This window comes from Flavobacterium sp., from assembly GCF_028712645.1.
Classification (GTDB): domain Bacteria; phylum Bacteroidota; class Bacteroidia; order Flavobacteriales; family Flavobacteriaceae; genus Flavobacterium.
Genome location: NZ_JAQTPQ010000024.1, coordinates 1 through 23,647, shown reverse-complemented (window position 1 = coordinate 23,647; position 23,647 = coordinate 1). Strand labels below are relative to the sequence as shown.

19 protein-coding genes and 1 pseudogene are annotated in these 23,647 nt (G+C 34.2%); 6 read left to right on the top strand and 14 right to left on the bottom strand.

The features are described 5' to 3' along the window. The 7 genes from PHC28_RS03340 to PHC28_RS03310 form a co-directional block, all read right to left on the bottom strand. Positions 1-742 (bottom strand): methylmalonyl-CoA mutase family protein (locus PHC28_RS03340; protein ID WP_300096572.1); only part of this gene is annotated, 742 nt, incomplete at its 3' end. A gap of 54 nt (positions 743-796) precedes the next feature. Next, complete coding sequence (locus tag PHC28_RS03335; RefSeq protein ID WP_300096571.1) at positions 797-1,129, bottom strand: septum formation initiator family protein; 333 nt, start codon at positions 1,127-1,129, stop codon at positions 797-799. 147 nt (positions 1,130-1,276) lie between these two features. Next, positions 1,277-1,885, bottom strand: coding sequence for a uridine kinase (gene udk, locus PHC28_RS03330; protein WP_300096570.1), 609 nt, complete (start codon positions 1,883-1,885; stop codon positions 1,277-1,279). A gap of 55 nt (positions 1,886-1,940) precedes the next feature. Then, entirely contained in the window at positions 1,941-3,167 is a 1,227-nt protein-coding gene (locus PHC28_RS03325; protein ID WP_300096569.1) for a hypothetical protein, read from the bottom strand. Then, entirely contained in the window at positions 3,154-5,649 is a 2,496-nt protein-coding gene (locus tag PHC28_RS03320; protein ID WP_300096568.1) for a DUF2339 domain-containing protein, read from the bottom strand. The genes PHC28_RS03325 and PHC28_RS03320 overlap by 14 nt, the downstream gene beginning before the upstream one ends. A 166-nt stretch (positions 5,650-5,815) precedes the next feature. Continuing rightward, entirely contained in the window at positions 5,816-6,409 is a 594-nt protein-coding gene (locus PHC28_RS03315) for a hypothetical protein (protein ID WP_300096567.1), read from the bottom strand. Between the two features lie 290 nt (positions 6,410-6,699). Then, the gene (locus PHC28_RS03310) at positions 6,700-7,164 is read right to left on the bottom strand and encodes a hypothetical protein (RefSeq protein ID WP_300096566.1); all 465 of its coding nucleotides are present in this window, start codon (positions 7,162-7,164) and stop codon (positions 6,700-6,702) included. Positions 7,165-7,783: 619 nt separating this feature from the next. Here PHC28_RS03310 and PHC28_RS03305 point away from each other — a divergent pair. From PHC28_RS03305 to PHC28_RS03285, 5 genes are all read left to right on the top strand, one after another. Continuing rightward, positions 7,784-8,878 (top strand): SGNH/GDSL hydrolase family protein, encoded by a 1,095-nt coding sequence (locus PHC28_RS03305; protein WP_300096565.1) that lies wholly within the window; start codon positions 7,784-7,786, stop codon positions 8,876-8,878. Then, positions 8,868-10,247, top strand: coding sequence for a sialate O-acetylesterase (locus PHC28_RS03300; RefSeq protein ID WP_300096564.1), 1,380 nt, complete (start codon positions 8,868-8,870; stop codon positions 10,245-10,247). The genes PHC28_RS03305 and PHC28_RS03300 overlap by 11 nt, the downstream gene beginning before the upstream one ends. Before the next feature lie 104 nt (positions 10,248-10,351). Continuing rightward, positions 10,352-12,646, top strand: coding sequence for a beta-glucosidase BglX (gene bglX, locus PHC28_RS03295; protein ID WP_300096563.1), 2,295 nt, complete (start codon positions 10,352-10,354; stop codon positions 12,644-12,646). Positions 12,647-12,737: 91 nt separating this feature from the next. Beyond that, the gene (locus PHC28_RS03290) at positions 12,738-12,878 is read left to right on the top strand and encodes a hypothetical protein (protein WP_300096562.1); all 141 of its coding nucleotides are present in this window, start codon (positions 12,738-12,740) and stop codon (positions 12,876-12,878) included. Between the two features lie 170 nt (positions 12,879-13,048). Beyond that, a complete protein-coding gene (locus tag PHC28_RS03285; RefSeq protein WP_300096561.1) occupies positions 13,049-13,759 on the top strand; it encodes an endonuclease/exonuclease/phosphatase family protein in 711 nt (236 codons plus the stop codon). Between the two features lie 119 nt (positions 13,760-13,878). Here the strand turns inward: PHC28_RS03285 and PHC28_RS03280 are convergent, their stop codons facing one another. The 7 genes from PHC28_RS03280 to PHC28_RS03250 all read right to left on the bottom strand — a co-directional run bounded on the left by PHC28_RS03280 (position 13,879) and on the right by PHC28_RS03250 (position 22,905). After that, complete coding sequence (locus PHC28_RS03280) at positions 13,879-15,165, bottom strand: cellulase family glycosylhydrolase (RefSeq protein ID WP_300096560.1); 1,287 nt, start codon at positions 15,163-15,165, stop codon at positions 13,879-13,881. Between the two features lie 10 nt (positions 15,166-15,175). After that, complete coding sequence (locus PHC28_RS03275) at positions 15,176-16,405, bottom strand: glycoside hydrolase family 26 protein (RefSeq protein WP_300096559.1); 1,230 nt, start codon at positions 16,403-16,405, stop codon at positions 15,176-15,178. 6 nt (positions 16,406-16,411) lie between these two features. After that, a complete protein-coding gene (locus tag PHC28_RS03270) occupies positions 16,412-17,443 on the bottom strand; it encodes a carbohydrate binding domain-containing protein (protein WP_300096558.1) in 1,032 nt (343 codons plus the stop codon). Between the two features lie 146 nt (positions 17,444-17,589). Then, positions 17,590-18,783, bottom strand: coding sequence for an AGE family epimerase/isomerase (locus PHC28_RS03265; RefSeq protein ID WP_300096557.1), 1,194 nt, complete (start codon positions 18,781-18,783; stop codon positions 17,590-17,592). 109 nt (positions 18,784-18,892) lie between these two features. Next, entirely contained in the window at positions 18,893-20,086 is a 1,194-nt protein-coding gene (locus tag PHC28_RS03260; protein ID WP_300096556.1) for a glycosidase, read from the bottom strand. 29 nt (positions 20,087-20,115) lie between these two features. Beyond that, the gene (locus PHC28_RS03255; RefSeq protein WP_300096555.1) at positions 20,116-21,507 is read right to left on the bottom strand and encodes an MFS transporter; all 1,392 of its coding nucleotides are present in this window, start codon (positions 21,505-21,507) and stop codon (positions 20,116-20,118) included. Between the two features lie 216 nt (positions 21,508-21,723). Continuing rightward, positions 21,724-22,905 carry a glycoside hydrolase family 26 protein gene (locus tag PHC28_RS03250; RefSeq protein WP_300096554.1) on the bottom strand — a complete coding sequence of 394 codons (1,182 nt, stop codon included), beginning with the start codon at positions 22,903-22,905 and terminating at the stop codon, positions 21,724-21,726. A gap of 238 nt (positions 22,906-23,143) precedes the next feature. On the opposite strand from PHC28_RS03250, the pseudogene PHC28_RS03245 reads away from it, so the two are divergent. Then, a pseudogene (locus PHC28_RS03245) lies at positions 23,144-23,647 on the top strand (AraC family transcriptional regulator); the annotation flags it as partial.

The following is a 23,647-nucleotide window of genomic DNA, read 5'->3' as shown; positions in this document are numbered from 1 at the left end:
GTTGTCGTAAGGCACGGAGTTTTGCAATTTCAAAAAAGTAATTGGTGCCCACTGAAACTTCAAAAACTATGGGTTTATTAATTGCCGAAATTCTGTTGAAATATTCATTTACTTGTGCCAAACTAAAGGCAATTTGCTGTACCATATTAGCACCAGCATTTTGATATAAACCTGTATCAACGCTAAGAATAGAAATTGATGAAGTTGTTTCCGAAATTAAATTTAGGGTTTCGAAGTTGTTTTTTTCTTTGGTTGTAAACCAGTTTCCTTCTTTAGCTAATTGCCCAATTGGATCAAGATTACAGAATATAGTTGCATTTTTTTCTTTGGCAATTGCATCGATTTTTTTTACGAAATCGATTGACAGAAAAGCCAAATTAAAGTAAATTGAAATTTTATCCAAAGGAAGGTTTTTCAATAGTTTTGCTACATCAATTTTTTCATCTTCTATGGTAAAACGGATGCTTTCGGCACCACGATTGATGCTGTCAATGGCTCTGAAATTTGATTTTTCGAGGTCGTGAACGAAAATGTTTTGGCAAATTCGAAATTGGCTAGCTTTTGTATTTACATCTGAAACTCCTTGAAATTCGTCTATGTGATAAAAGGGTTTTACCTGAATGTCTTCGGGAGAATTCCAAACTAGGGTTTCATTATAGTCTGCCCCGTTAAGCTCAAACTGGATTCGTTGTTTCCATTGTTTAGAGGAAATGGGATCAAAATCGTCGAATAGATTTTTCATTACTAATTCAGGTTAAAGTTTCAGACTGATTTTGCAATCTTCATTTTTAGAAGTTTATTTACTGACATCTTTTTCAATGGTATCACCTTCGAATTCGATTAGATAAATGTCTTCACTATCTTTTTTCATATAGTATTTTTCGCGTGCATATTTTTCTATTTGCTCCGGATTTTTGAGGTCTTTGATGCTTTGTTGATCTTTCTTGATTTCGTCCTGATAGTATTTTTTATTGTCTTCAAGTTCTTCAATTTGTTTGTCTAAAATGCGATGGTCGAAATAGGAATAATTATCCAAGAAAATCATCCAAGTCGAAAAAAATAATAGTACCCAAATGTATTTGTTACTTATAAATTTGAACCAAGGTTTGTCTTTATAGGAATTTGTCATTTAATCAGTTGTTATTTTAGCAGAATTTTGAATTAAAACCAAATGCCCTAGCCCTGATGGAAGGGAAAATCCCGCGCTTTTTTGCGTGGATTGGAATGACAGCAGGAAATAGCTTCAAATAATTAATGTTATAAAATTACAATAAATTTATAGAATTCGTTGATTTATTACGGCACGAACCACATCGATGGCGACAGTGTTGTATTTGTCGTTCGGGATAATGATGTCAGCAAAGGCTTTTGTCGATTCGATAAATTGCTGGTGCATAGGTTTTAACGTGGTTTGATAGCGGGTTAAAACTTCTTCCATATCTCGACCTCTCTCGGCAATATCACGCTTCAATCGGCGGATTAATCGCTCGTCAGAATCGGCGTGAACAAATATTTTGATGTCAAATAAATCGCGAAGTTCTGGATGCGAAAGAATCAAAATTCCTTCGACAATCATTACTTTTCGAGGATGTGTCACAATGGTATCGTCGGTTCTATTGTGTGTGGCGAAGGAATAAACGGGTTGGTTGATGGTGTTTCCTTCTTTGAGTTCCTTAAGATGTGCCACTAATAAATCAAAATCTATAGCTCTTGGATGATCGAAATTAGTTTTTGAACGTTCTTCGTAACTCGGATTTGTAGATTGTTTGTAATAGGAATCTTGTGCGATAATTCCAACTTCGGTATGGGGTAATTCATTCATTATTTGATGAACTACGGTTGTTTTTCCGCTTCCTGTTCCACCTGCAATTCCAATTATTAGCATAAATAGTCGTGTTGTGTTTTTATTGGAACAAAAATAGGGATTTATCTTTTTAGATTTAAGAATTTTTCTTCATATCCTTGACTAAACTTGCTGTGAAATAGAAAATGGCAATTCCGCCCAAAGCGATACAAACCCACATAAACCAAGCTTGTTGCCAAATTGATTTTTCCTTGGTTGAATTTTCGTTAGAACTTTTATGTTCAATTTTGTAAATTGTGGCTAAAGGCAAATTGTTAGCAATCTTGCTTTTGAAATTTTCTAAATCATAATTAGGAGTATTTAACTTCGGATTTCCTGTTTTGATAGTGTAATTTTCATTTGCTTTTAAATCAGCAATTATGGCAATTTGATTTTGAAAAAATCGAATACCAGAAAAGGTTAAGGGCTGATTGTCTTGATTATCGATTTCAATAAAAAAATCTTTCTTGAAAAGTTGAGGAACATTGATTGCGTTTTTTGTTTCTGAATTCAATTCGAAGTAAAATAGATCTTCTTGAGCCTTTATTGTTTTGTGCTTAACTATAAGGTTTTTATTCCAATAAATTCTTGCATTGCGTTTGAATAAACTTGGATTTGTGATGTTGAAAATCATTTGATTTACGATTTGAATTTGATCGAAAATAATATGGATTCGGGTTTTCTTTTGGGTCAAAAATTGAGAGGTTTGAATGCTTTTAGGAATGCATTCTTGCAAAGCCTCACCTTGTATTTTAGTATCAAAGTTGCCGACTTTTAAGATATTTATAGGCAAAGTTTTCTTGTCATCAAAAATAATTTTCAGGTAATGATAGGAGGAAAGGGGCAAGTTTAGCGTTTTGAAAACGCTTGTTTCTTGAGCACTTTCTAAATTATATAATTGAGAATTGTTGACCAACCCAAACCATTCTTTTTGGTCATTGCTTCCGCTGATGCTAAAGGATTTTGTAACATCAGAATTGGTTATTTGCAATACGATTTCATCAATAGAAGTTTTTGGATTTTTGAAAATAATTGTGGTGCTTTTTCTTGGAATTGCATTTTTTGATAATACTTTAAATTCTGAGAAACTGCTCAAAATTTCTGCTCTATTCTCTTGGATAACGAAATAGGGAACTTCCTTTTTCTTTGCGTCAAAAATTCTAAAATCACTCAAATCTTCTTTAGAAAAGGAGCGAATTTCAGCAGGTAAAACAATTTTATGAAGACCATTTTCCTTTATGGATTCTATTTTTGCCGTCGTGCTTTGTTGGGCAAACAATCCATTTATGGCGAGTATGAGTAGTAGAAATTTATTCGTTTTCATCGGTTTGCTTGGATTTGTTGTCGTCTTGAACTAGGACTTTAATTTTTTGGTACACGAAGGAAATAATCAAAATTAGGATTCCCAATAAGATAAAGGCTATGATTTTTCCAGTTTCGGAAGCATTGCTGATATCGAACAAAAATAATTTTAGAATTGTAATTCCCAATAATGCTAAAGCAGCGATTCTTAGGTTTTTGTTTGGTTTTTTAATTCCAACAATTAGAAAAACAAAAGCGAGAATTCCCCATAAAATAGGATAACCAGTTTTTATGATTTGGGTTCTGGTGTCACTTATTTGATTATTAGCAATTTGTTGTCTGATAAAAGGTAATTCAGTAGTTCCATAATCTTTATACATTGAGTTATTTTGTACATCCTGAATTGTAACTGGAGAATTTGAAATCACTAAGCTGTGAAGCATCAATTCTGAGCTAGCTATGTAAATGATAAAAAAGGAAGCAACCCAAACGAAAGTGTTTTTTTTGAACCATTCGAAAACGGCTTTTTCTTTGTTGATTTGGTATAATTGATAACTAAAATAAATAGTTATCAAGAGCGAAACATAATGCAAATAAAAGGCAATTCGTTGTTGGTTTCCAGTTTGAATAAACTGCTCGTGTTCGCGGAATGCAACTTTGGAAAAGAATAAAGAGAATAGAACAATATTGATAATTGCAATAATACTGGCGATTTGCAAATTGATGATGAACTTGTTTTTGAGTAGGAAATGAAACAAGAACGCGCTGAATAGTAAATGATACACAATAGGAAAAGCAATGGCTGAATTAACTGCCACAATATAAGAATTTGCTTGATAGCTAATCTCTAAAATACCTACAAAATAAGCAAGAATTATTCCGATCACTCCTATATAAATTTGGTATTTTATTGGATTGAAAACAAAACCAAATAGTTCTTTATTTTCGTTTTCATTTTTCAATAAATAATGAATGGCAAAAGACGAAACGACTGCAAAAATTCCCGTAATACATATTTTATTAAAAACAATATTCAATTCAGTTGCTGCAGGATAAATGTTTTCCCAATCCATCACTAAACTTATAATCATTAAAAAATAAACGATAACTGAGGCAAAGAGATAGCTCGTTATTTTTGATTTTTGGGATAACCATAATAGTAAAACCGCTTCGGCAGCCCAGAATAAAGTTATCGAATGACCGTTGAACTGAATTGGAACAGCCAATGTTATAAAGGTTAGCGTTAAACCAATAAGTAGATAGATCGCCGTTTTATCCATCCCGAATTTTTTGTATAAAAACCAAGCGTAAACAAAATTCAACAAGCCAATAATTGTAGTGAATAAACCCTTTAATTCAGGATGAAAATGTTCTAAAATCAACATTCCTGCTCCATAAAAAAGGAAAGTGTTGCTGGCTAAAATGCTTAATTCTACTGTTGAGAAAATACCTTTGGTTCTTAAATTATTGATGATATTTATCAAGATAAAAATAAAATAAAAGGCAAATCCAAAGAGCAATGCACCGAGGTAATGCGGATTTTTTTCGTTGATGTCATTAAAGAGCCAGCCTCCGAATAAAATTATAGTAAAAGCATAAGATAAAATATTGATGATACTCCATTTTTTATGATAAGCCAAAGCTAGAATTCCAATATTTAAAATGATGATATAAGTGAATAAAACCACATAATTTCCTTGTCCAGTGCTAACCATAAACGGAACGGCAAATCCGCCAATTAATGAGAGTACCGCTAATTCTTTTCTATCATAAGAAAGAGAAATCAGGCAACTGAATGCCGTGATTAATACCATAATTATAAAGGCAGTTGTTTGTCCGAATAAATGATAACTATGGAAAGCGATTCCAATCGTAAAGTAGAATATTGCTATTGCTCCAGCTACTAAAACGGAACTAAAAGCAGCGTAATTTTGACGCAATTTATGAGCAATTCCCATAACTAAGGCGCCACATAAAACTCCAATTCCTACTCGTGCGGGTTCGTTAATCCAATCTTTGTCAATTGCATATTTTACAAAATAACTGATTCCCAAAACCAGAATCAGAATCCCAATTTTGTTGATTAAGTTTTCACCAATAAATTTTTCTAAATCTGGATTTTTTTCCGTGAAGTTTTCCCAAAAAGTTTTTTTGGGTTCGGCAGGAACATACGTTTTTCTTTCAATAGGTTTCGGAGCAATTGTATTGTTTGTTTCGAAAACAACTTTCTCGGTTTTTTCTTCAATAATCTCTCTCGTATCTGCAACAACTTCAGGGGGTTTTTCAAATTCTGGAGTAGGAATTGAAATTATTTTTTCGGGAACTTCTGGAGTTTTCTCAGCAGGTTTTTCAGGTGTTTTTGAGAAGTCTAATTTTTTGTCCCACTCTTTGAATTTAGACTCAATTCGATCAAATCTTGAATTTAAACTATCAAGTTTAGAATCTAAAGAATTTTTAATATAGATTAAAAAAACAAAGAGTAACACTATTAGGAAAACTTCCATAGCAAAGATTTTATATGGTTATGTATAGGTAAATATAAAAAAAATATCGAGGATTTTAATCAATAGTTTATAAATTCAACTCTTGATTCGAATGTAGTTATATATTTCATTAAGTTATCTCGATAACTCTATCAGGATTATTGGACTAATTTGAAATCACGAGGTGTTATTTCCAGATTCGGAAATTCAACTTAAATTTATTTTTTTGAATTAGTGAACGCCAATCAATAAATAAAATAAAAAAAAGCATTAACAGTCCAAAAATTAAACTGCTTATGGTTTTCCAACTTACCATTCCTTCAAGTATAATTTGTACATTTTCTGAAGTATATTTACCCAAATGAACTACAATAGCATCACTGGTAAATTTGCCTACAAAAAAAGCAGGGATTATATATAATGGTTTTATTTTTGCCATTCCTCCAGCTAAAAACAGAGGAGTTGTTGGAAGTGGTAATAAAGAATAAGCAATTATTGCCATTTGGCTTTTCCATCCTTTTTCTTTCATTTTTTCACCAAGAAATTGAACATCTTCATTCTTAGATTCTTTAAAAATTTTATTAGCAATAAACGGAATGTATAAAGTAAGTATGTACCGGCCTAAAATTGATCCTATAACTCCAATTACAATCACTAACCAAATATTTAAATCATATTTAATTTGTAAAAAAAGCATAATTGTAAAGGCTGGCGGAAAGGGGATAGGCACAATATCAAAAAATAAGGCACCAAAAAAAACTGTTATATATTGCCACCACATAATTTGTATTGTTTTATTGAATTAGTAGTAGGGAAACTTAATTTAAATAAAAGTAATCTTTTATTTAAATTAAGTTTTCAGAATGAAGTAACAAATCTAAGCAATTTTAGGTTTAAAAAGAAGTTGACTCTGTATATAAGTGTCAGAATTTAGTTAAACTAGCAACTCTAGAAAATAAATTGAATTTGCATTTGCATTCTATATCATATACCAACAAAAAAACACAAGTTGAAATAGATAGTTTTTTTATTTTAAGCAATTTATGAAATGGTAAGTGTGGGTTTTATTTATTAATTGAAGGAATCTGTCCAGTCCATTGTTCTCAACGAAGAAATCTTGTTTTCATTATTGAGCGTTACACGAAGTTCCTTATTAGCATTCGAATGTTCAAATATTGCTTTGTATCTAAAAATAATTTCGTTTTCGGTAACATTTTTAATTGTTTCCATCAATTTGAGGTCTATAAAATTTCCATATCTGGCTCTAAATTTTAAACAGACTTTAGAGTGTTTTTCTAAAGTTGTATTTTGAATAACTGATTGTGTTGCCTCACTTTCATTGAAGGGAATAAACTTTGATGTATTACAAATCATTAAAGTCCTCTTGCCTAAATCGTAGGCTTTTTTCTTTTGATTTGAGTCAACCTCAGCAATAGATAATTTTTCGTATTGAATTTCGACAGGTTTTTTTAAAGTAGTTTTTGATTTGCAACCTATAAGTAAAAGTATGCTTAAAACAAGAATTAAATTTTTCATAGCAGGTTGTTTAATTTGAAATACTGAATAGGCTAATTTAGCAAGAATGCAAAGGTAAGAGGAAAACCTTAATTTTAAAAAACGAATATAAACCATAAATTTTTGAGATGTTGTTTAATTTTCATTCAATGCTTTATTGGTCACAGCTGTAGTTAAAACTATGCACTTTAGTGCATTTTCCTTTCAGGTTCTAAAAAATTTTACCGCAAATTCGCAGATTATTTATACGGATTTGGTTTTTAATTTGCGAATCTGCGGTTGAATTATTTTTACTCTTAAAACTTTGCAGACTTTTAGTCTGCTAAATTAAAACTATTGACTGAAAGTCAATAGCGGTTTATTTAAGTAACGAGAAAGGTATAATGTCGCAATTATTAAAAAGAGTTTTTGTCACAGATTAGAAGGATTTTTAAGCTAATTAACAAATTAATCTTTGCTAATCTGTGACCCGAACGATAGCGAATAGGTGAAGTAAATCTGTGGCAAAGGAATTCATTAAAATGCGACATCAAATTTAGCTATTACTTAAGTTGCTTTTAGATTAGATTTTGACATTATAGTATCTTTTCTGAAATTATAAATACCCTATTTTTACATAATTCAACTTAATTAGATAAAAATGTTTTTTAAAAAAAATCTGCTGTTTGTATTATTACTCATTTCTTCTGTTTGTTTTTCTCAAAAATCTGAATTTAAGACCCAAAATTGGATTCATTCAGGAAGAATTGAAATTCTTGAAGGAAATAAAGTGATTTTAATAGGATCAGCGTCATCAGTTTCATTTGATTTCAAAGGAACTTCCTGTTCCGTTTCCTTGCAAAGTACTGTTGACCATCAAAACTATGTTTCCTTAGAATTAGATGGGAAATACATTGGAAGATTAAGAATTGAAAAAGGCGAAGCAAAATCGTTTCCAATTGTAATTTCCGAAAAGAAAAAATCACATCATCTTTCGATTTACAAAGCTACAGAAGCAGCCAATGGCGGTGTTTTATTTGCAGGAACAACAGCGAATTTGATAGAAAGTCCGACTCCAGATGTCAAAAAGAAAATTGAACTCATCGGCGATTCTATAACTTGTGGTTTTGGAAACGACGACTCGACAATCCCTTGTGGAACGGGTGATTGGTACGATCAACACAATGCCTATTGGGCTTATGGACCAGTACTTTCCAGAGCTTTGAATGTGGATTATGTGTTGAGTTCCGTTTCGGGATACGGAATGTATCGCAACTGGAACGACGAACATCACGAAGAACCAATTATTCCTGATGTCTATGAAAATTTATATCTCAATAAAGACAGTTCCAAACCCTACGATTTTAAATTTCAACCCGATTTAGTGAGTATTTGTTTGGGAACCAATGACCTTTCCGACGGTGATGGCAAAAAACCAAGATTAGCGTTCAATGAAGAAAAATACGTTTCGAACTACATCAATTTTATCAAAACGGTTTACAAACACGCTCCGAATACTCGAATTGTTTTGCTCAACAGCCCAATGGTGTCGGGTGACCGAAATGTAACTTTTATGAAATGTTTGAAAAAAGTCATTCAGGCATTCGAAAACGATTCAGCTCACAAACCAATTACCTTGTTTGAATTCCAACCAATGACGCCTAAAGGTTGCGGCTATCATCCCAATATTGCTGATGATAAAACAATGGCGGACCAATTAATTCCTTTCTTTAAAAAATTACTCGATGAAAAATAATTTAATTGCCTTTGTTCTTTTTTTGATTCTATCTAATACGGCTTTCGCCAATGTTACGCTGCCGAATGTGTTTTCGGATAATATGGTTTTGCAACGCAACACCGAAGTTACCATTTGGGGTTGGGCAAATCCACAGGAAGAAGTGGTTGTGACTCCAAGTTGGAACAATCAAACTTATAAAATCAAAGCCAGCAATCAGGCGAAATGGGAAATTAAGATTCCGACTCCAAAAGAAGGTGGACCTTATACTATTTCCATAAAAGGATATAACGAATTGGTTCTGAAAAACATCTTGATTGGTGAAGTTTGGATTTGTTCGGGACAATCCAATATGGAAATGAATGCTGGTTGGGGAATTGAAAATGGCGATGCCGTAGTTAAAAATGCCACAAATCCGAATATTCGTTTTTTTTCAGTTCCAAAATTAACGGCTACGACACCTCAAAATAATCTTTCTGGAAATTGGACAGAATGCACGCCCGAAACAATGAAATACTTCAGTGCTACGGGATATTTTTTTGCAAAACGTTTACAAGAAGATTTGAAAAATGTACCAATTGGGTTAATTGGTTCCAATTGGGGAGGAACTCCAGCCGAGATTTGGACACCAGAAGAAGTGATTCAAAAAGATGCTGTTTTATTAGAATCAGCCAAAACCAGAAAAGAAGAAAGCTATGGGCCAAACCAACCCGGGCGCGCTTTCAATGCGATGATTTATCCATTGGGTGGATTCAAAATTGCAGGCGTGATTTGGTATCAAGGAGAGAGCAATGTAGGCTCATCCGTTTACGACAAAACTTTCTCGGCTTTAATCACCTCTTGGAGAAAATTATGGAATTACGAGTTTCCTTTTTATTACGTTCAGATTGCGCCGTATAAATATGGGGAAAATCATTTTGGTGGCACCATCATTCGCGATGCACAACGAAAAGTGTTGCAAGAAGTTCCCAATACAGGAATGGCAATGACCAGCGACATTTCACCCATTGACAACATTCACCCAAAAGACAAAAAATCGGTAGGAACTCGTTTGGCGAATTTAGCTTTGGTCAATACTTATAAAACCAACTCGGCATTGGTGAATGGTCCACTTTACAAAGGAATCAAAATCGAGAAAAACAAAATTTTGGTTACTTTTGATTATGCGGATGGATTGCATTTCTCGGATACGAAACCCAATCAATTTGAGATAGCAGGAGCAGACGGTGTTTTTTATGAAGGTACTTCCGTAATCAAAAACAACACAGTAATAGTACAATCGGATAAAGTAAAAACACCTGTAAAAGTGCGTTTTGCTTGGAAGAATACCGATCAATCCCAGCTTTTTAATAAGGCTAATTTGCCAGCATCGTCATTTATAAGCGAGTAATTTTAGTTGTCCATCCTGCAAGGTTTTTTTCGAACCTTGTAGGTTTAATGAATTAAAAACACCTACAAGGTTTTAGAAACCTTGCAGGAAATCAAACTATCACTATGAAAAACAAAAAATTAATCATCGCAGGATTTTTTAGCCTGATCACCATTGGAACTATGAACGCACAAAAAAAACCATATTTAGACAAAACAAAACCGATTGAAGAACGGATTTCTCTATTAATGAAAGAAATGACTCTTGAAGAAAAAGCAGGTCAAATGAACCAATATAACGGTTTTTGGGAAGTAACAGGTCCTGCGCCAAAAGGAGGAAATGCCGAACTGAAATACAAACATTTGCGTGACGGTTGGGTGGGTTCAATGCTAACAGTTCGTGGAGTAAAGAACGTTAGAGCCGTTCAAAAAATTGCGGTTGAAGAAACCCGATTGGGAATTCCATTAATCATTGGTTTTGATGTCATTCACGGCTATAAAACGTTGAGCCCAATTCCGCTAGCAGAAGCCGCCAGTTGGGATTTGGAAGCGATAAAAAAATCGGCTCAAATTGCGGCAGATGAAGCATCAGCATCAGGAATCAACTGGACTTTTGGCCCTATGGTTGATGTTTCTCGCGAAGCACGTTGGGGAAGAGTGATGGAAGGTTCGGGCGAAGATCCTTTTTTGGGAAGCAAAATTGCAACGGCTAGAGTCAAAGGTTTTCAAGGAGAAACCAAAGCCGATTTGTTAAAAGTCAATACCATTGCGGCTTGCGCCAAACATTTTGCAGCCTATGGTTTTGCCGAAGCTGGAAAAGAATACAACACGGTTGATATTAGTAATTCGACCCTTTACAATACGGTTTTGCCACCATTCAAAGCGGCGAATGATGCTGGAGTTCGAACCTATATGAATTCCTTTAATATTCTGAACGGTATTCCAGCAACGGGAAGTAGCTTTTTGCAAAGGGACATCTTAAAAGGCAAATGGAAATTTGACGGATTTGTTGTTACCGATTGGGCTTCCATCCGAGAAATGATTTTGCACGGTTATGCCAAAGATGGAGCCGAAGCTTCAGAAAAAGCCGTAAAAGCAGGTTCGGATATGGATATGGAATCCTATTTATATGTTGCCGAATTGGTGAAATTAGTTAAAGAAGGAAAAGTAAAAGAAGCCTTGGTGGACGATGCCGTTCGAAGAATTCTTCGCGTAAAATTCGAATTGGGATTGTTTGACGATCCTTATAAATATTGTGACGAAGCCAGAGAAAAAGCCACCATTGGCAACAAGGCCAACAACGACGGGGTTTTGGATATGGCGAAAAAATCAATTGTTTTGCTGAAGAATGACAAGAATTTATTGCCTCTAAAAAAATCAGGACAAAAAATCGCCTTGATTGGGGCTTTGGCCAATGACAAAAACAGTCCATTGGGAAGTTGGCGAATTGCCGCTGATGATAATTCTGCCGTTTCAGTTTTGGAAGGAATGCAACAGTACAAAGACAATCAATTGACTTTCGAAAAAGGAGCTGATTTAGTTATTGGTAAACAATCTTTCATTGACGAATTGGTTTTCAATACTACTGATAAATCTGGATTTGATGCAGCCAAAAAAGCAGCCGCCAATGCCGACGTAGTTGTGATGGTTTTAGGAGAAGTGGGTTTCCAATCGGGAGAAGGACGCAGCAGAACGAATTTGGATTTACCAGGTCTTCAACAAGAATTATTGGAAGAAATCTACAAAGTCAACCCGAATATTGTGTTGGTTTTAAACAACGGTCGACCTTTGGCTTTGCCTTGGGCAGCCGAACATATTCCTGCCATTGTTGAAGCTTGGCAATTGGGAACACAAACTGGAAATGCAGTGGCACAAGTCTTGTATGGCGATTATAATCCGAGTGGAAAATTGCCAATGTCTTTCCCGAGAAACGTAGGGCAATGTCCTATTTATTACAACCATTTCAATACAGGAAGACCTGTAAATTCCGAAAAGAATGTGTTTTGGTCGCATTATACCGATGTGGAAAAAACACCGCAATTTCCTTTTGGTTTCGGATTGAGTTATACGACTTTCGATTATAAAAATTTAAAAATTAATAAAGCGGCTTTCGCCAAAGGTGAAGAGGTAAAAGTTTCTGTTGAGGTGACCAATTCTGGAAATTACGACGGAAAAGAAGTCGTTCAATTGTATATTCACGATGTGGCAGCCAGTTTGGCAAGACCAGTAAAAGAGCTGAAAGGTTTCGAATTAATCGAATTAAAAAAAGGCGAAACCAAAACTGTTACGATGACTTTAACCGACAAAGAGTTGGGTTTCTTTGATAACGATGGTAATTATTTGGTTGAACCAGGCACTTTCAAAATTATGGTAGGAGGAAGCTCTGACAAAGGTTTGGAAAGTAGTTTTGAGTTGGAGTAATTATGAATTTTATTGATTATCGTCAATCACTGCCACGGTTTCAACTATTGCTTATGATTTCAACCATAGCCCACGGTTTCAACTATCACTTATGATTTCAACCATAACCAACGGTTTCAATCATCGCCCACGGTTTCAACCATTGCCCACGGTTTCAACCGTGGGTAATGGTTTATTAGCTTGTTTCCAACCAACGGTTGAAACCGTTGGTTATGGGTATGAATTAAGTTAAGGATTCGTTTGTTCGTGTTGATTGTGCTAATTTGGTTGGGCAATTGCAGAATAATATTGATACGTTGGAGAATATAGAATTATCTAAAGCGGAGTTGGATAAGATTGAAAGGATTTTAGCATCTTTGTGAAATATTATGTTAGTGATTGTTGTAACTAAAAAGAACAAAATTGAAGATATTAACTTGGAATTGTAACGGAGCATTTAGAAAAAAGTTTGAAAATATTATAGGCTTTAATGCTGACATAAATATTATTCAAGAATGTGAAAATCCAACCGAATCTAAAGACAAAAAATATCAAGAATGGGCTGAAAATTACATTTGGATTGGAGATAACAAAAACAAAGGACTTGCTGTTTTTGCAAAACCAGAGATTAAGTTGGAAAAATTAGATTGGAATAACCAATTCAGAGATCATACTGTAAAGCATTTTTTGCCTTGTAAAATAAATGAAGACTTTAATTTACTAGCTATTTGGACCCATAGAAATAATTCGCCTAATTTTGGATATATTGGTCAATTATGGAAATATATGCAAATCAATAAAGACAAATTAAATGATTCAATAATTGCAGGAGATTTTAACAGTAATACAATTTGGGATGAATGGGATAGATGGTGGAATCATTCTGATGTGGTAAACGAATTAAATGAACTTGGTGTTGAAAGTTTTTATCACAGATTTACAGGAGAATTTCAAGGTAAAGAAACCAAACCAACTTTATATTTTCGGAAAAACATAACTAGACCATATCATATTGATTATATTTTTGGTGCTAAAAAGTTTACCAATAAAATAATAAAAATTGAAATTGGAGAATTTGATAAATGGATAACAAAAAGTGACCATATGCCAATTATATGTGAAATTGAATATTGAATTTTTTATTTTAGACGATAGCAATCAAATTTGGAAAACTATTTTGACAAAATAAAAGTATCTAAAAAAACTAGACATATAAAAAAAAAAGAGCAAATCTAAATTTGCTCCTTTTCTATTTACTTCAATTTACAATTATACTTTTTTACAATTTTCAAAGTCGATTTATCTGTAGAATAAACACTGTTTAAGCCCTGTGGTTCTTGCGGTGGATCGGTTGTTAATGGATCTCCGGGTTTCCATTTTCCGTCAGGGGTAACGGCTTTTCCTTCGCCACCAAATCCCCAAAAATTGGCAGCTTGCAATACACCATTATTTTTATGACTTTCTAAAACTCTATTGAAAATGTAGTTGTAAAAAACATCTCTGTTGGCTACAGAGGAACTTGAAACTAAACTTTCGTTTTCTCTTGGCAAACCAAATTCTTCAATGATGATGAGTCTTTTTAAATGATTGGCAACAGCAACGTGCAAGTCAATATCTTTTCCAGCATTTTCAAGTGTTGTAGGTAATGTTTTTTCGGCATCGTCGGCTTTGTACCAATTCCAGTTTTTAGGCCAAATGTGCATTGTTAAATAATCGATGTTTGGATTTTGATGTGCTCTTTCATAAATTTCCATATCATCGTTCGAACTGTTTCGCCCTTCGGAACCCGTTGAAATCAAATGGTATTTGTCTAAACTATCAATTAAATTGACAATGTTGTTGAGCCAAAGGGTAAATTTTGCTTCGTTTTCCACCGTAAAAAGCCGTGGTTCGTTGCCTACTTGCCAAGCCATAATGGTTGGGTCTTCGGTATATTTTCTGTGAGTATAGGCATTTGTTCGACCTAAAATAAATTTCACGTGATTGTTCAACGCTTCCATACACGATTCGCAACTATGGAATTGTTCAGTATAAGACATATACTGTGGCCAAGTATTTGGTGGAATTGCAGGAATCGGAATTGCTCCTTTTCCGTTCCATTCCAAGTATTGCGACATTCCGCCCGACCATTCCCAGTTGTTGGTCAGATACAAAACGGCGTACATCTTTCGTTTTCCCATTTCGGAAATGAGGAAATCCAAGCCGTCGAGCAAGTCTTGGTCGTATTTTCCTTGTGCGTATTGCAAAGCGGGACGAACGGTATAATCGTATTTTCCGCCATCGCCACCTACCAAAACACGCAAGTTGTCGATACCGTTTTTTTGCATTAAATCCAGTTCACGAAGCAATCTTTTTCGATCGCCCACTTTCTTAGAAGCCAATAAACTCCCGTACCAATAATTGGTTCCAATATAAGAATAGGGTTTGTCTCCTTTGAAGAATTGGGTTCCTTTGACCGTGATTCTGGCTTGTTGTTTTTGGGAAAAACCAAGATTTGTTCCAAAGAAAATAAGCAAAAAAGTAAAAAAATAATTTCTCATAAGTCCTCAATTAATTAGGCAATGTATACATTTTTGGCAAAGTATTTACCAAGGCTGATTTTGATTTGGTGGCAAAAGTTTTAAAATCTTGTACATTAGATTCAGATGGAGTAGGAACCCAATAACCAGAAGTCGTATTGTTCCAAAACATCACAAAACTAATTTCGATATTATTGGCAGTTAGGGCATTATATAAATAGCTAGAAAACCATCCAGTTATAGGAGGAACAGTAGCTGTTACTTGATAACCAGTTTCAGTCAGGGCAGCAATTTTTACTTTGGTTGTAGCCAAATCAGCAATCATTTTCAGTTTGGCATTGGCTCTATCCGAACCTGTTTGCCCTTGATTATTGAAATCGCCATAATTGTCCATTCCTAAAACGTCCACATAAGCATCTCCAGGATAACGACTCAGGTAATTGGTTGAAGTAGAATAGGAATTATCAGGAGAAAAAGCATATAAAATGTTGTGAACTCCCTTGGTGTTTTTTAGATAATCCACCGTAAATTGGTATGCTGCTTTGTACTCTTCAGGCGTACAATAATTAGCTCCCCACCAAAACCAACTTCCGTCAAACTCGTGAAAGGGTCTGAAAATAATTGGGATTAATTCGTCATTGCTTCCTTTTAGATTAGAAACTACCGAAGCTACTTTGTCCAGTTTTGTTTTGTACCAAGCATTATTTGCTCCTCCGGGTAAAATACTTTTGAAAGCTGAAGTTTTTACTGCATCTGTCATTTCCGAAGTATAAAAACTTTCTTCTTTGTTGGGTTCTCTCAAATGCCAACAAAAAATATTGATTATGCCTTTGTTATACGCTTCTTTGGCATTATTGGTAATGATAACTTCTTGTTGGTAAAACCAATTATTGGCTTGACCGTTATTGCTTTTATCGGTGATAAACATAAAATCGGAACCAAGAATTGCAGGGTCATATCCTGTTGTTTTCTTGATGTCCGATTGAGCCGAAGAACCATTATTGTAAAAAGAATTGAAGGCATCTTGCTGACCAATAGCAAATTTTGTTTTGGCTAATTTCTTCAAATTATAAAATAAAGCAACGGTTTCTGCTGTGGCATTTGGGTCAACCATATACGTTTTGACATTTGTAGTTGTGAGAACATCGGGAATCACTACTGGAGGAACTACCACAACGGGAGCTGGTGCTGGATCGTCTTTGGAACAAGCAGTTAGCAATAAAAATCCCAAAAGGATTGCAGCAATTTTTTTAGTTTTCATAATTGTTTATTTGAAACTTACGGAGATCTCATCAGCATAAAGTGTTCCTGATGCAAATCCCAATGCCAGCATAATTCTGTATTTTTTAGTTCCTGATGGAAGTGTGAAAGTTTTGGTATAATATGTCCAATCGGAAGTTCCAGTTACAAAAGCAATATTTTGATCATCACTCGTTTTTTGGTTGTCGTTTCCAATAAATTCTACGTTGAATAATCCATTATTCCAAGGATCTTTTCCTTGTTTGATGTTGTCCGATTTAAGCCAACCAGAAAGTGTTATCGAAGTAGCATTTTCTGGAACATCAGCAATTTGGTCAATTCCTGTCCAGTCAAAAGTGTCTGAATTTAGAATTAACGCCGCCTTTCCTTCTTTGAAAATTGATGTAGAAACTGAAGCGTTTCCTCTCCAAGATTCTATTCCGTTTTCGAAATTTCCATTGGTTAATTCAATCGGTTTTGATTCGGAATTGGTTGAAATTCCCGCCCTAGTTTTAGCACTTTCTTCTTCGTGTATTTTGTTAAGTTGTTCAAGAGATATTGCAACAGCTTTGATGTCATCAAAAAAGATACTTCCGTTAGTTTGTCCCAAAGCTAACATTATGCGCAATTTTGAAGCACCAGCAGGAACCGGAATTGTTTTTTTATAAAAAGTCCAAGGTGTTGTTCCTAAAACAGAGGCAATGCTTTGGTTCTCGATTCCTTTTTCACTTGAATTTAAGAATTCGATGTCGAATTTTCCAGTATTCCATTCGTTTTCACCATTTTCAATAGCTGCGCTTTTGATCCAACCACTTAATTCAATAGCTGCTGTGGTTTTTGGGAAAGACATAATTTGGTCAATACCTTTCCATTCGGCTCCCACAAATTGATTGATAGCACAACTATTCTTGCCCGATTTTTTGTCATAAGGGGAAAGGGTTGCTACATCTCCTCTCCAGTTGGTTAATTCCATTTCGAAACCACCATTTTTAACTAAATTGGTTTGGGCAAATGAGATTTGACACAAAGGTAAAATGAATAATACGAGTAACTTTTTCATAATTGCTGGTTTAATTTTTTGCTGTCCTGCAAGGTTTTTATCTAACCTTGTAGGTCTGTTTATATGAAATACCTACAAGGTCTGGAAAAAGACCTTGCAGGAAAACGAACCGAATACAAATTGTTTTAATCCGTTGAATGTTAAATTTATAAATCAATCCTATGAATCAATTCGATGCAAGCTCTGCTGTTGTGATAAGGGCATTTCCAGAATCCAGCTTTGTCTTTTTCGATTAACGAATAATCTGCATAAACACCCCAAAACCATTCGCCATTTTGTTTGTCTAAAATAAAATGTTTTATAAATTCCCAGTTTTTGAGAACAACGTCCAAGTAGTTTTGATTGTTGGTAAGTTGGTACGCATTATAAAAACCAATCATCAATTCCGCTTGTGGCCACCAGTGTTTTTCAGTAATTAACTTATTGTGTTCTGGTTCTAATTCGTACCAAAGTCCACCATCAATTGGGTCAATACCTTCAATTGTTGCATCGGTTAAGAGGATGGCGTATTTTTTATAACGAGCAATTAAAGCTGCATCTTCTGAAATTTCCGCACATTGCAATAATAGCCAAGCAGCTTCGATGTCGTGTCCATACGAAATCACATCTGGTTTTTCGATCCAGTTTTCGTCAAAAAATAATCGTAAATGCCCTGTTTCTTTGTTGATAAAATGGGTTTCAATGACTTCAAGCAATTCGATAATATCATTTTTTAAAGTATCGTCTTTCCAGATTTTATACAAATTCGCATAGCCTTCAACGATATGCAAATGCGTATTCATTGTCTTTTTTTCGTTGGCATCCTTATCGCTTAAACGTAAATCTTCGATGGGTTGCCAATCGCGTGTAAAAGCTTCAAAATAGCCTTTGTGGATTGGGTCGTAACTGTATTCTTGAATTTTTTTATAGAGGGAAATGGAATATTCTAATGCCCTTTCGTCTTTAGAAATTGCATAATATTCAGTCATTCCATAAATCACAAAAGCTAGGGCGTAAATTTGATTTTTGGTGTCTTTTGGAGTTGTATCTACATTGATACTCCAAAAAATGCCGCCAAATTCGGAGTCATAAAAATGAGTTATGATGAACTCAAAAGCGTCTTTTGCAAGGCGTTTATGTTCTTCATTTTTCGTAATGGAATAAGCTGCAGCAAAGGACCAAAGAATTCGTGCGTTTAATACGGCACCTTTTTCCGACTGAAATTTTTTGTGTTCATTGCAATCTATTTGACCAATAAAACCGCCATTTTTTTGGTCAATAGTATGCTTTGACCAATACTCAAGAATGCTGTGAAGTTCGGCGGTTAATTCGGTTTTAAGATTTATTGTTTTTGTGGACACGGTTTTATTTTATAATTATTTAGTTTATAGAAGCGGTCGGAGACCGCCAGACACCACCTCAAAGTCGGAGACTTTGCGGAGCGGTATCGGAATTGCGGAGCGGTTATCGTTATAGAATTGCTTTATTTTTATTTACTTGTTCAATAATAGTATTCACTGAACCTGCCGATATAAAGGTGTCTTCTGGTGAATTCATCACATAATCTACTAATTTTTCAATAGAGGAAACAGCCACGTGCATTCTCGTATCGGAAGAAGCATAATAGATAAAAACGGTACCATCATCGTCTGCAATCCAACCATTCGAAAATAACACATTGGATACATCACCAACTCTTTCAGCACCTTCAGGAGCCATAAAATGTCCCGCTGGAACGTGAGTCACTTTTGAAATATCGTTCAAATCGGTCATAAACATATAAAGGGTGTAACGCAATCCTGCAGCCGTGTTTCTTACTCCGTGAGCCAAATGCAACCAACCTTTTCCTGTTTTAATTGGCGCTGGACCCAAACCGTTTTTTAATTCGTAAATAGTGTGATATTGTTTTCCAAAAATGATTTGCTCGTCTTTTACAACTGGATTTTGCATATTATCAATATAGCCAAGACCAATTCCGCCACCATTTCCAACATCGATAAATCCGTCTTGTGGTCTAGTGTACAAAGCATATTTTCCATCTACAAATTCTGGATGCAAGACTACATTTCTTTGTTGTCCTGTATTTGAAATTAAATCTGGAAGACGTTCCCAATTCAATAAATCCTTGGTGCGAACAATTCCTGCATTGGCAATAGCCGAACTGGTGTCACCTTTTGGTGCGTTTGGATCTTTTCTTTCGGTGCAAAAAACGCCATAAATCCAACCATCCTCGTGGTTTGTCAAACGCATATCATAAACGTTTGTGTCTGGTTCTTCAGTTTGTGGAATAACACAAGGTTTTTCCCAAAATTGGAAATTATCAACTCCATTTGGACTTTCGGCAATGGCAAAAAATGATTTTCGATCTACTCCTTCAACACGAGCCACAAGAATATATTTATCATTCCACTTCATTGCGCCAGCATTGAAAGCAGCGTTGATACCAATTCGTTCCATTAAAAATGGATTTGTAGCTTCGTTTAAATCATAGCGCCATTCAATTGGAGCGTGATTACCAGTCAGTACAGGATTTTTGAATCTATTAAATATACCATTTCCCACAGCAGATTGAAATTCGTTTTTTTTCTCAATCAATTGTTGAAATTCGTTTTTAATTTCGATTTTTCTTTTTTCGAAATTAGTATTTATTGTTTTTGTGTTCATAATTGATAATTCTAAAATCAGGTATTGTATTATTTTGTTGTATTTCTTTTGTCGTTTAATTCGTGTTCAATGGTTTCTAGTTTTTCTTCAGTCAATGGATAGAATAAAATGAAAAGCACCGAAATACCAGCAGCAATTGCCGGAAGAATGCTCAACATTAACTGAATTCCGTTTTGGGTTACTGCGGTTTGTTCTACATTGGCTTGAAAGCCATAGTAACCCAAAAGCCATCCTGTTGCTGCGCCACCAATTGTCCATCCAAATTTTTGTGACATTGAAGAAGCCGAAAAGATAAGTCCAGTGGCTCTTCTTCCTTGTTTCCATTCCGAATAATCAGCACTATCGGCATACATAGACCAGATTAAAGGGAAAATGCAACCCGCACAAATGCTTATCATTACTTGGAAAACCATAATCAATAAGGTGTCTTCTTTTCCAAGAAAATAGAAGATTACACTTAAAATAGCTGCCATTGCCATTGCTCCAAAGAAGGTCTTTTTTTTTCCAATTTTATTAGCGATTGGAGTTGCTGCAATAACTCCGATAATATTGGCTGCTTGCCCTAAAACCAAGTATAAAGAGGTATGTGTCATTGCGAAATTTTCTCCAAACAGATTTAAGCTGAAACTTGTGGTGTCACTTACAAAATATTTGAAGTAATAAATAGCAGCACCATCACGAATGGAATTAAATACCAATGCGCCAATTCCAGCACCCAGAAGAATCCACCAAGGTTTGTTTTTTAAGAGATCTTTTAAATCTTCTTTTAAATTTGGTTTTTCATCATTAATAGGCTCCACTCTCTCTTTAGTTAGAAAAAAACAACCCCAAAAGAAAATTGTAGTGATGATTCCGAAGACCATAATAGTGTATAACCATCCTGTTTTTGAATTTAAATTTCCGCCAAAATGATTTACTAAAGGTTCTATTAACCAAAGAGCCAATAAACTTCCTCCAAAGGCAAAAACCATTCGATAGGAGGAGAGAGTTGTTCTTTCTTTTCTGTCTGATGACATCACGCCCAGCAAAGAGGCATAAGGAACGTTGATTATTGAATACACCATCATCATTAAAGAATAGGTGATATAAGCATAAATTATTTTTCCTTTTTCATCAAAATCGGGTGTGTAAAAAGTTAAAACACCAATGACGGCAAATGGAATGGCTGTCCATAAAAGATAAGGTCTGAATTTTCCCCAACGGGTTTTGGTTCGGTCTGCCATTATCCCAACGAAAGGGTCAAAGCAAGAATCCCAAATTCGTGTAATTAAAAACATAGTTCCAACTACGGCAGGAGCTATTCCAAAAACATCGGTATAGAAAAACATGAGATACATACTGAATATTTTCCAGAACATAGAAGATGCAGCATCTCCTAAACCGTATCCTATTTTTTCTTGTAATTTAATTTTTTCTTGCATTTGTATCGATTTTATTGTCTTTGGATTAATTAATTATTTTTTATGTTTCTACTGGAAATGTTGTGGATATTCTTTTTTAAACCATTAAGTGAATTAAGAATACTACAAATCTCTTAATGTTCTAAATGTTTGTCTTTCTCACAAATACCAGTTAGAGCAGAAAATTAAGAAAGTTACGAACACTGCAAATCTTAATTCCCTTAATTCACTTAATGGTTAAAATGTTTTGTCCTTTTCATAAATACCAGTTGTCCTTTTTTTATAAAGTTTTGCTTTTGCTGCCTCTTTATCGAATAAAATTTGGTCTAGATTATAAAAATCAACAAAATCTTTTTCGCTAACTTGTCCTTTGTAGGGTGCGTAGTAGTGCATTTTTTTTTCGCTTTCTTGCCAGCCGTGGTTTCTCCAAACTAAAACATAGGAAATTTTATAATCTCCAATGGCTTTTAATAATGTATTCGTCCACCATTTGTTATACGGAATTGCCTCGTAACCTGTTTCGGCAAAAGCCATTATTTTATTTTGTTCTTTGGCTACTTCATCCATTATTTTAAATTGACTTTGACAATTTTCTATAAAGGAATTGTCTTTTGTGGGGTCGCTGTATTGGTATTTGTCAAAACTCAAAACATCAACATAATCGGAACCTGGATAATATTCTAAGAATTCCTCTTTTGTTTTGAAATCAGCCGTGTTGTAAACGTAGATTAGATTATGAATACCTTTTTTTTGAAAATACTCAAAGGTGAATTTCCATAAAGCCTTAAATTCTTCTGGACTCGCATTGTTTTTACACCACCAAAACCAAGTTCCTGTCAATTCGTGATAGGGACGATAAAGTATTGGAATTGCTTTTCCGTTTTTGTTTTTTAAAGTCGAAATATATTTTGCAGCATCATCTAACCAAGATTTAAATTTTTCGTGGCTTTTTCCTCCAGGTAATGCTGAAACCAAAGATTTTGGAGCGGTGTCCCAAGCATTTTTGCCTGTTGACGGATTGTCAAAATGCCAACTCAAAGTAATAATGCCACCTCTGGAATATCCTTCTTTAATGTATTGTCTCATTTTGTCAAAAGGAATGCCATCAATATTCTGGTCTGATTTTTTTTCTATTCCGCCAAGATCCCAACCATAAACTGCCGGATAATCTCCAGTAACGTCTTTTACATCACTTCTTCCTGCTTCATATCTCCAGTTTACACCATAAGCCAAATCATCTTGATGACCAAATAGGATACCTTTATTGGTAGTTTTTTTTAAATTGTTGTATAATATTGTGGTTTCTGGAGTTGTTTTTTTATCTGAAAGAGATGATTTAGTATTACTATTTTGGAATTTTATTGAGCAGGAAGTTCCAATAAGGGTGCAAAATAATAAAACTGTTATTTTTTTTTTCATTTAATTATTTTGTTTGAAAAATTGTAAAAAGATATTTTAGATTGTAATAAATAAAACTATTTATAGATGTTGTTGTCAAAACTATAAAAACTATACCTATTAAAAACGATAAATACTTTTTTAAATTATTAATATTAAAAATACTGTAATTTGATATTTCAAAGGTAATTTGATGAATCAAATTGGAATAGTATTATTTTATCAATATTATATCATATTATTGCATAAAAATAATGCTATGAGTAATTTAAAAAAATTTTACAGAGAAATACCACCACTTTCACCTCTTGATAGTTTTTTGGTTTTTGATAGAGTTAAAGATACCTTTGATTTCCCAGTTCATTATCATCCAGAATTTGAAATTAATTTTATTGTAAATGGGAAAGGAGTTAAACGTGTTGTTGGTGATAATATTGAAGAAATAGATGAGGTAGAGTTAGTTTTAATAGGTCCAAATTTATATCACGGTTGGGAATTGAATAAATGTACTAGTAAAAAAATTCACGAAATAACAATTCAATTTCATAATGACCTTTTTCATGATTCGTTATTGTCAAGAAGAATAATGAGTCCTATTAAGGATATGTTTAATCGTTCTATACATGGTATTTTATTTTCAAAAAAGATAGCAGAAGAGCTAACTCCTAGATTAATCAAGCTTTCAAAATTAGATGGAATGGATTATTTTCTTGAAATCACATCTATATTGTATGATCTCGCTAATTCGAGAAATCAAAGGCTT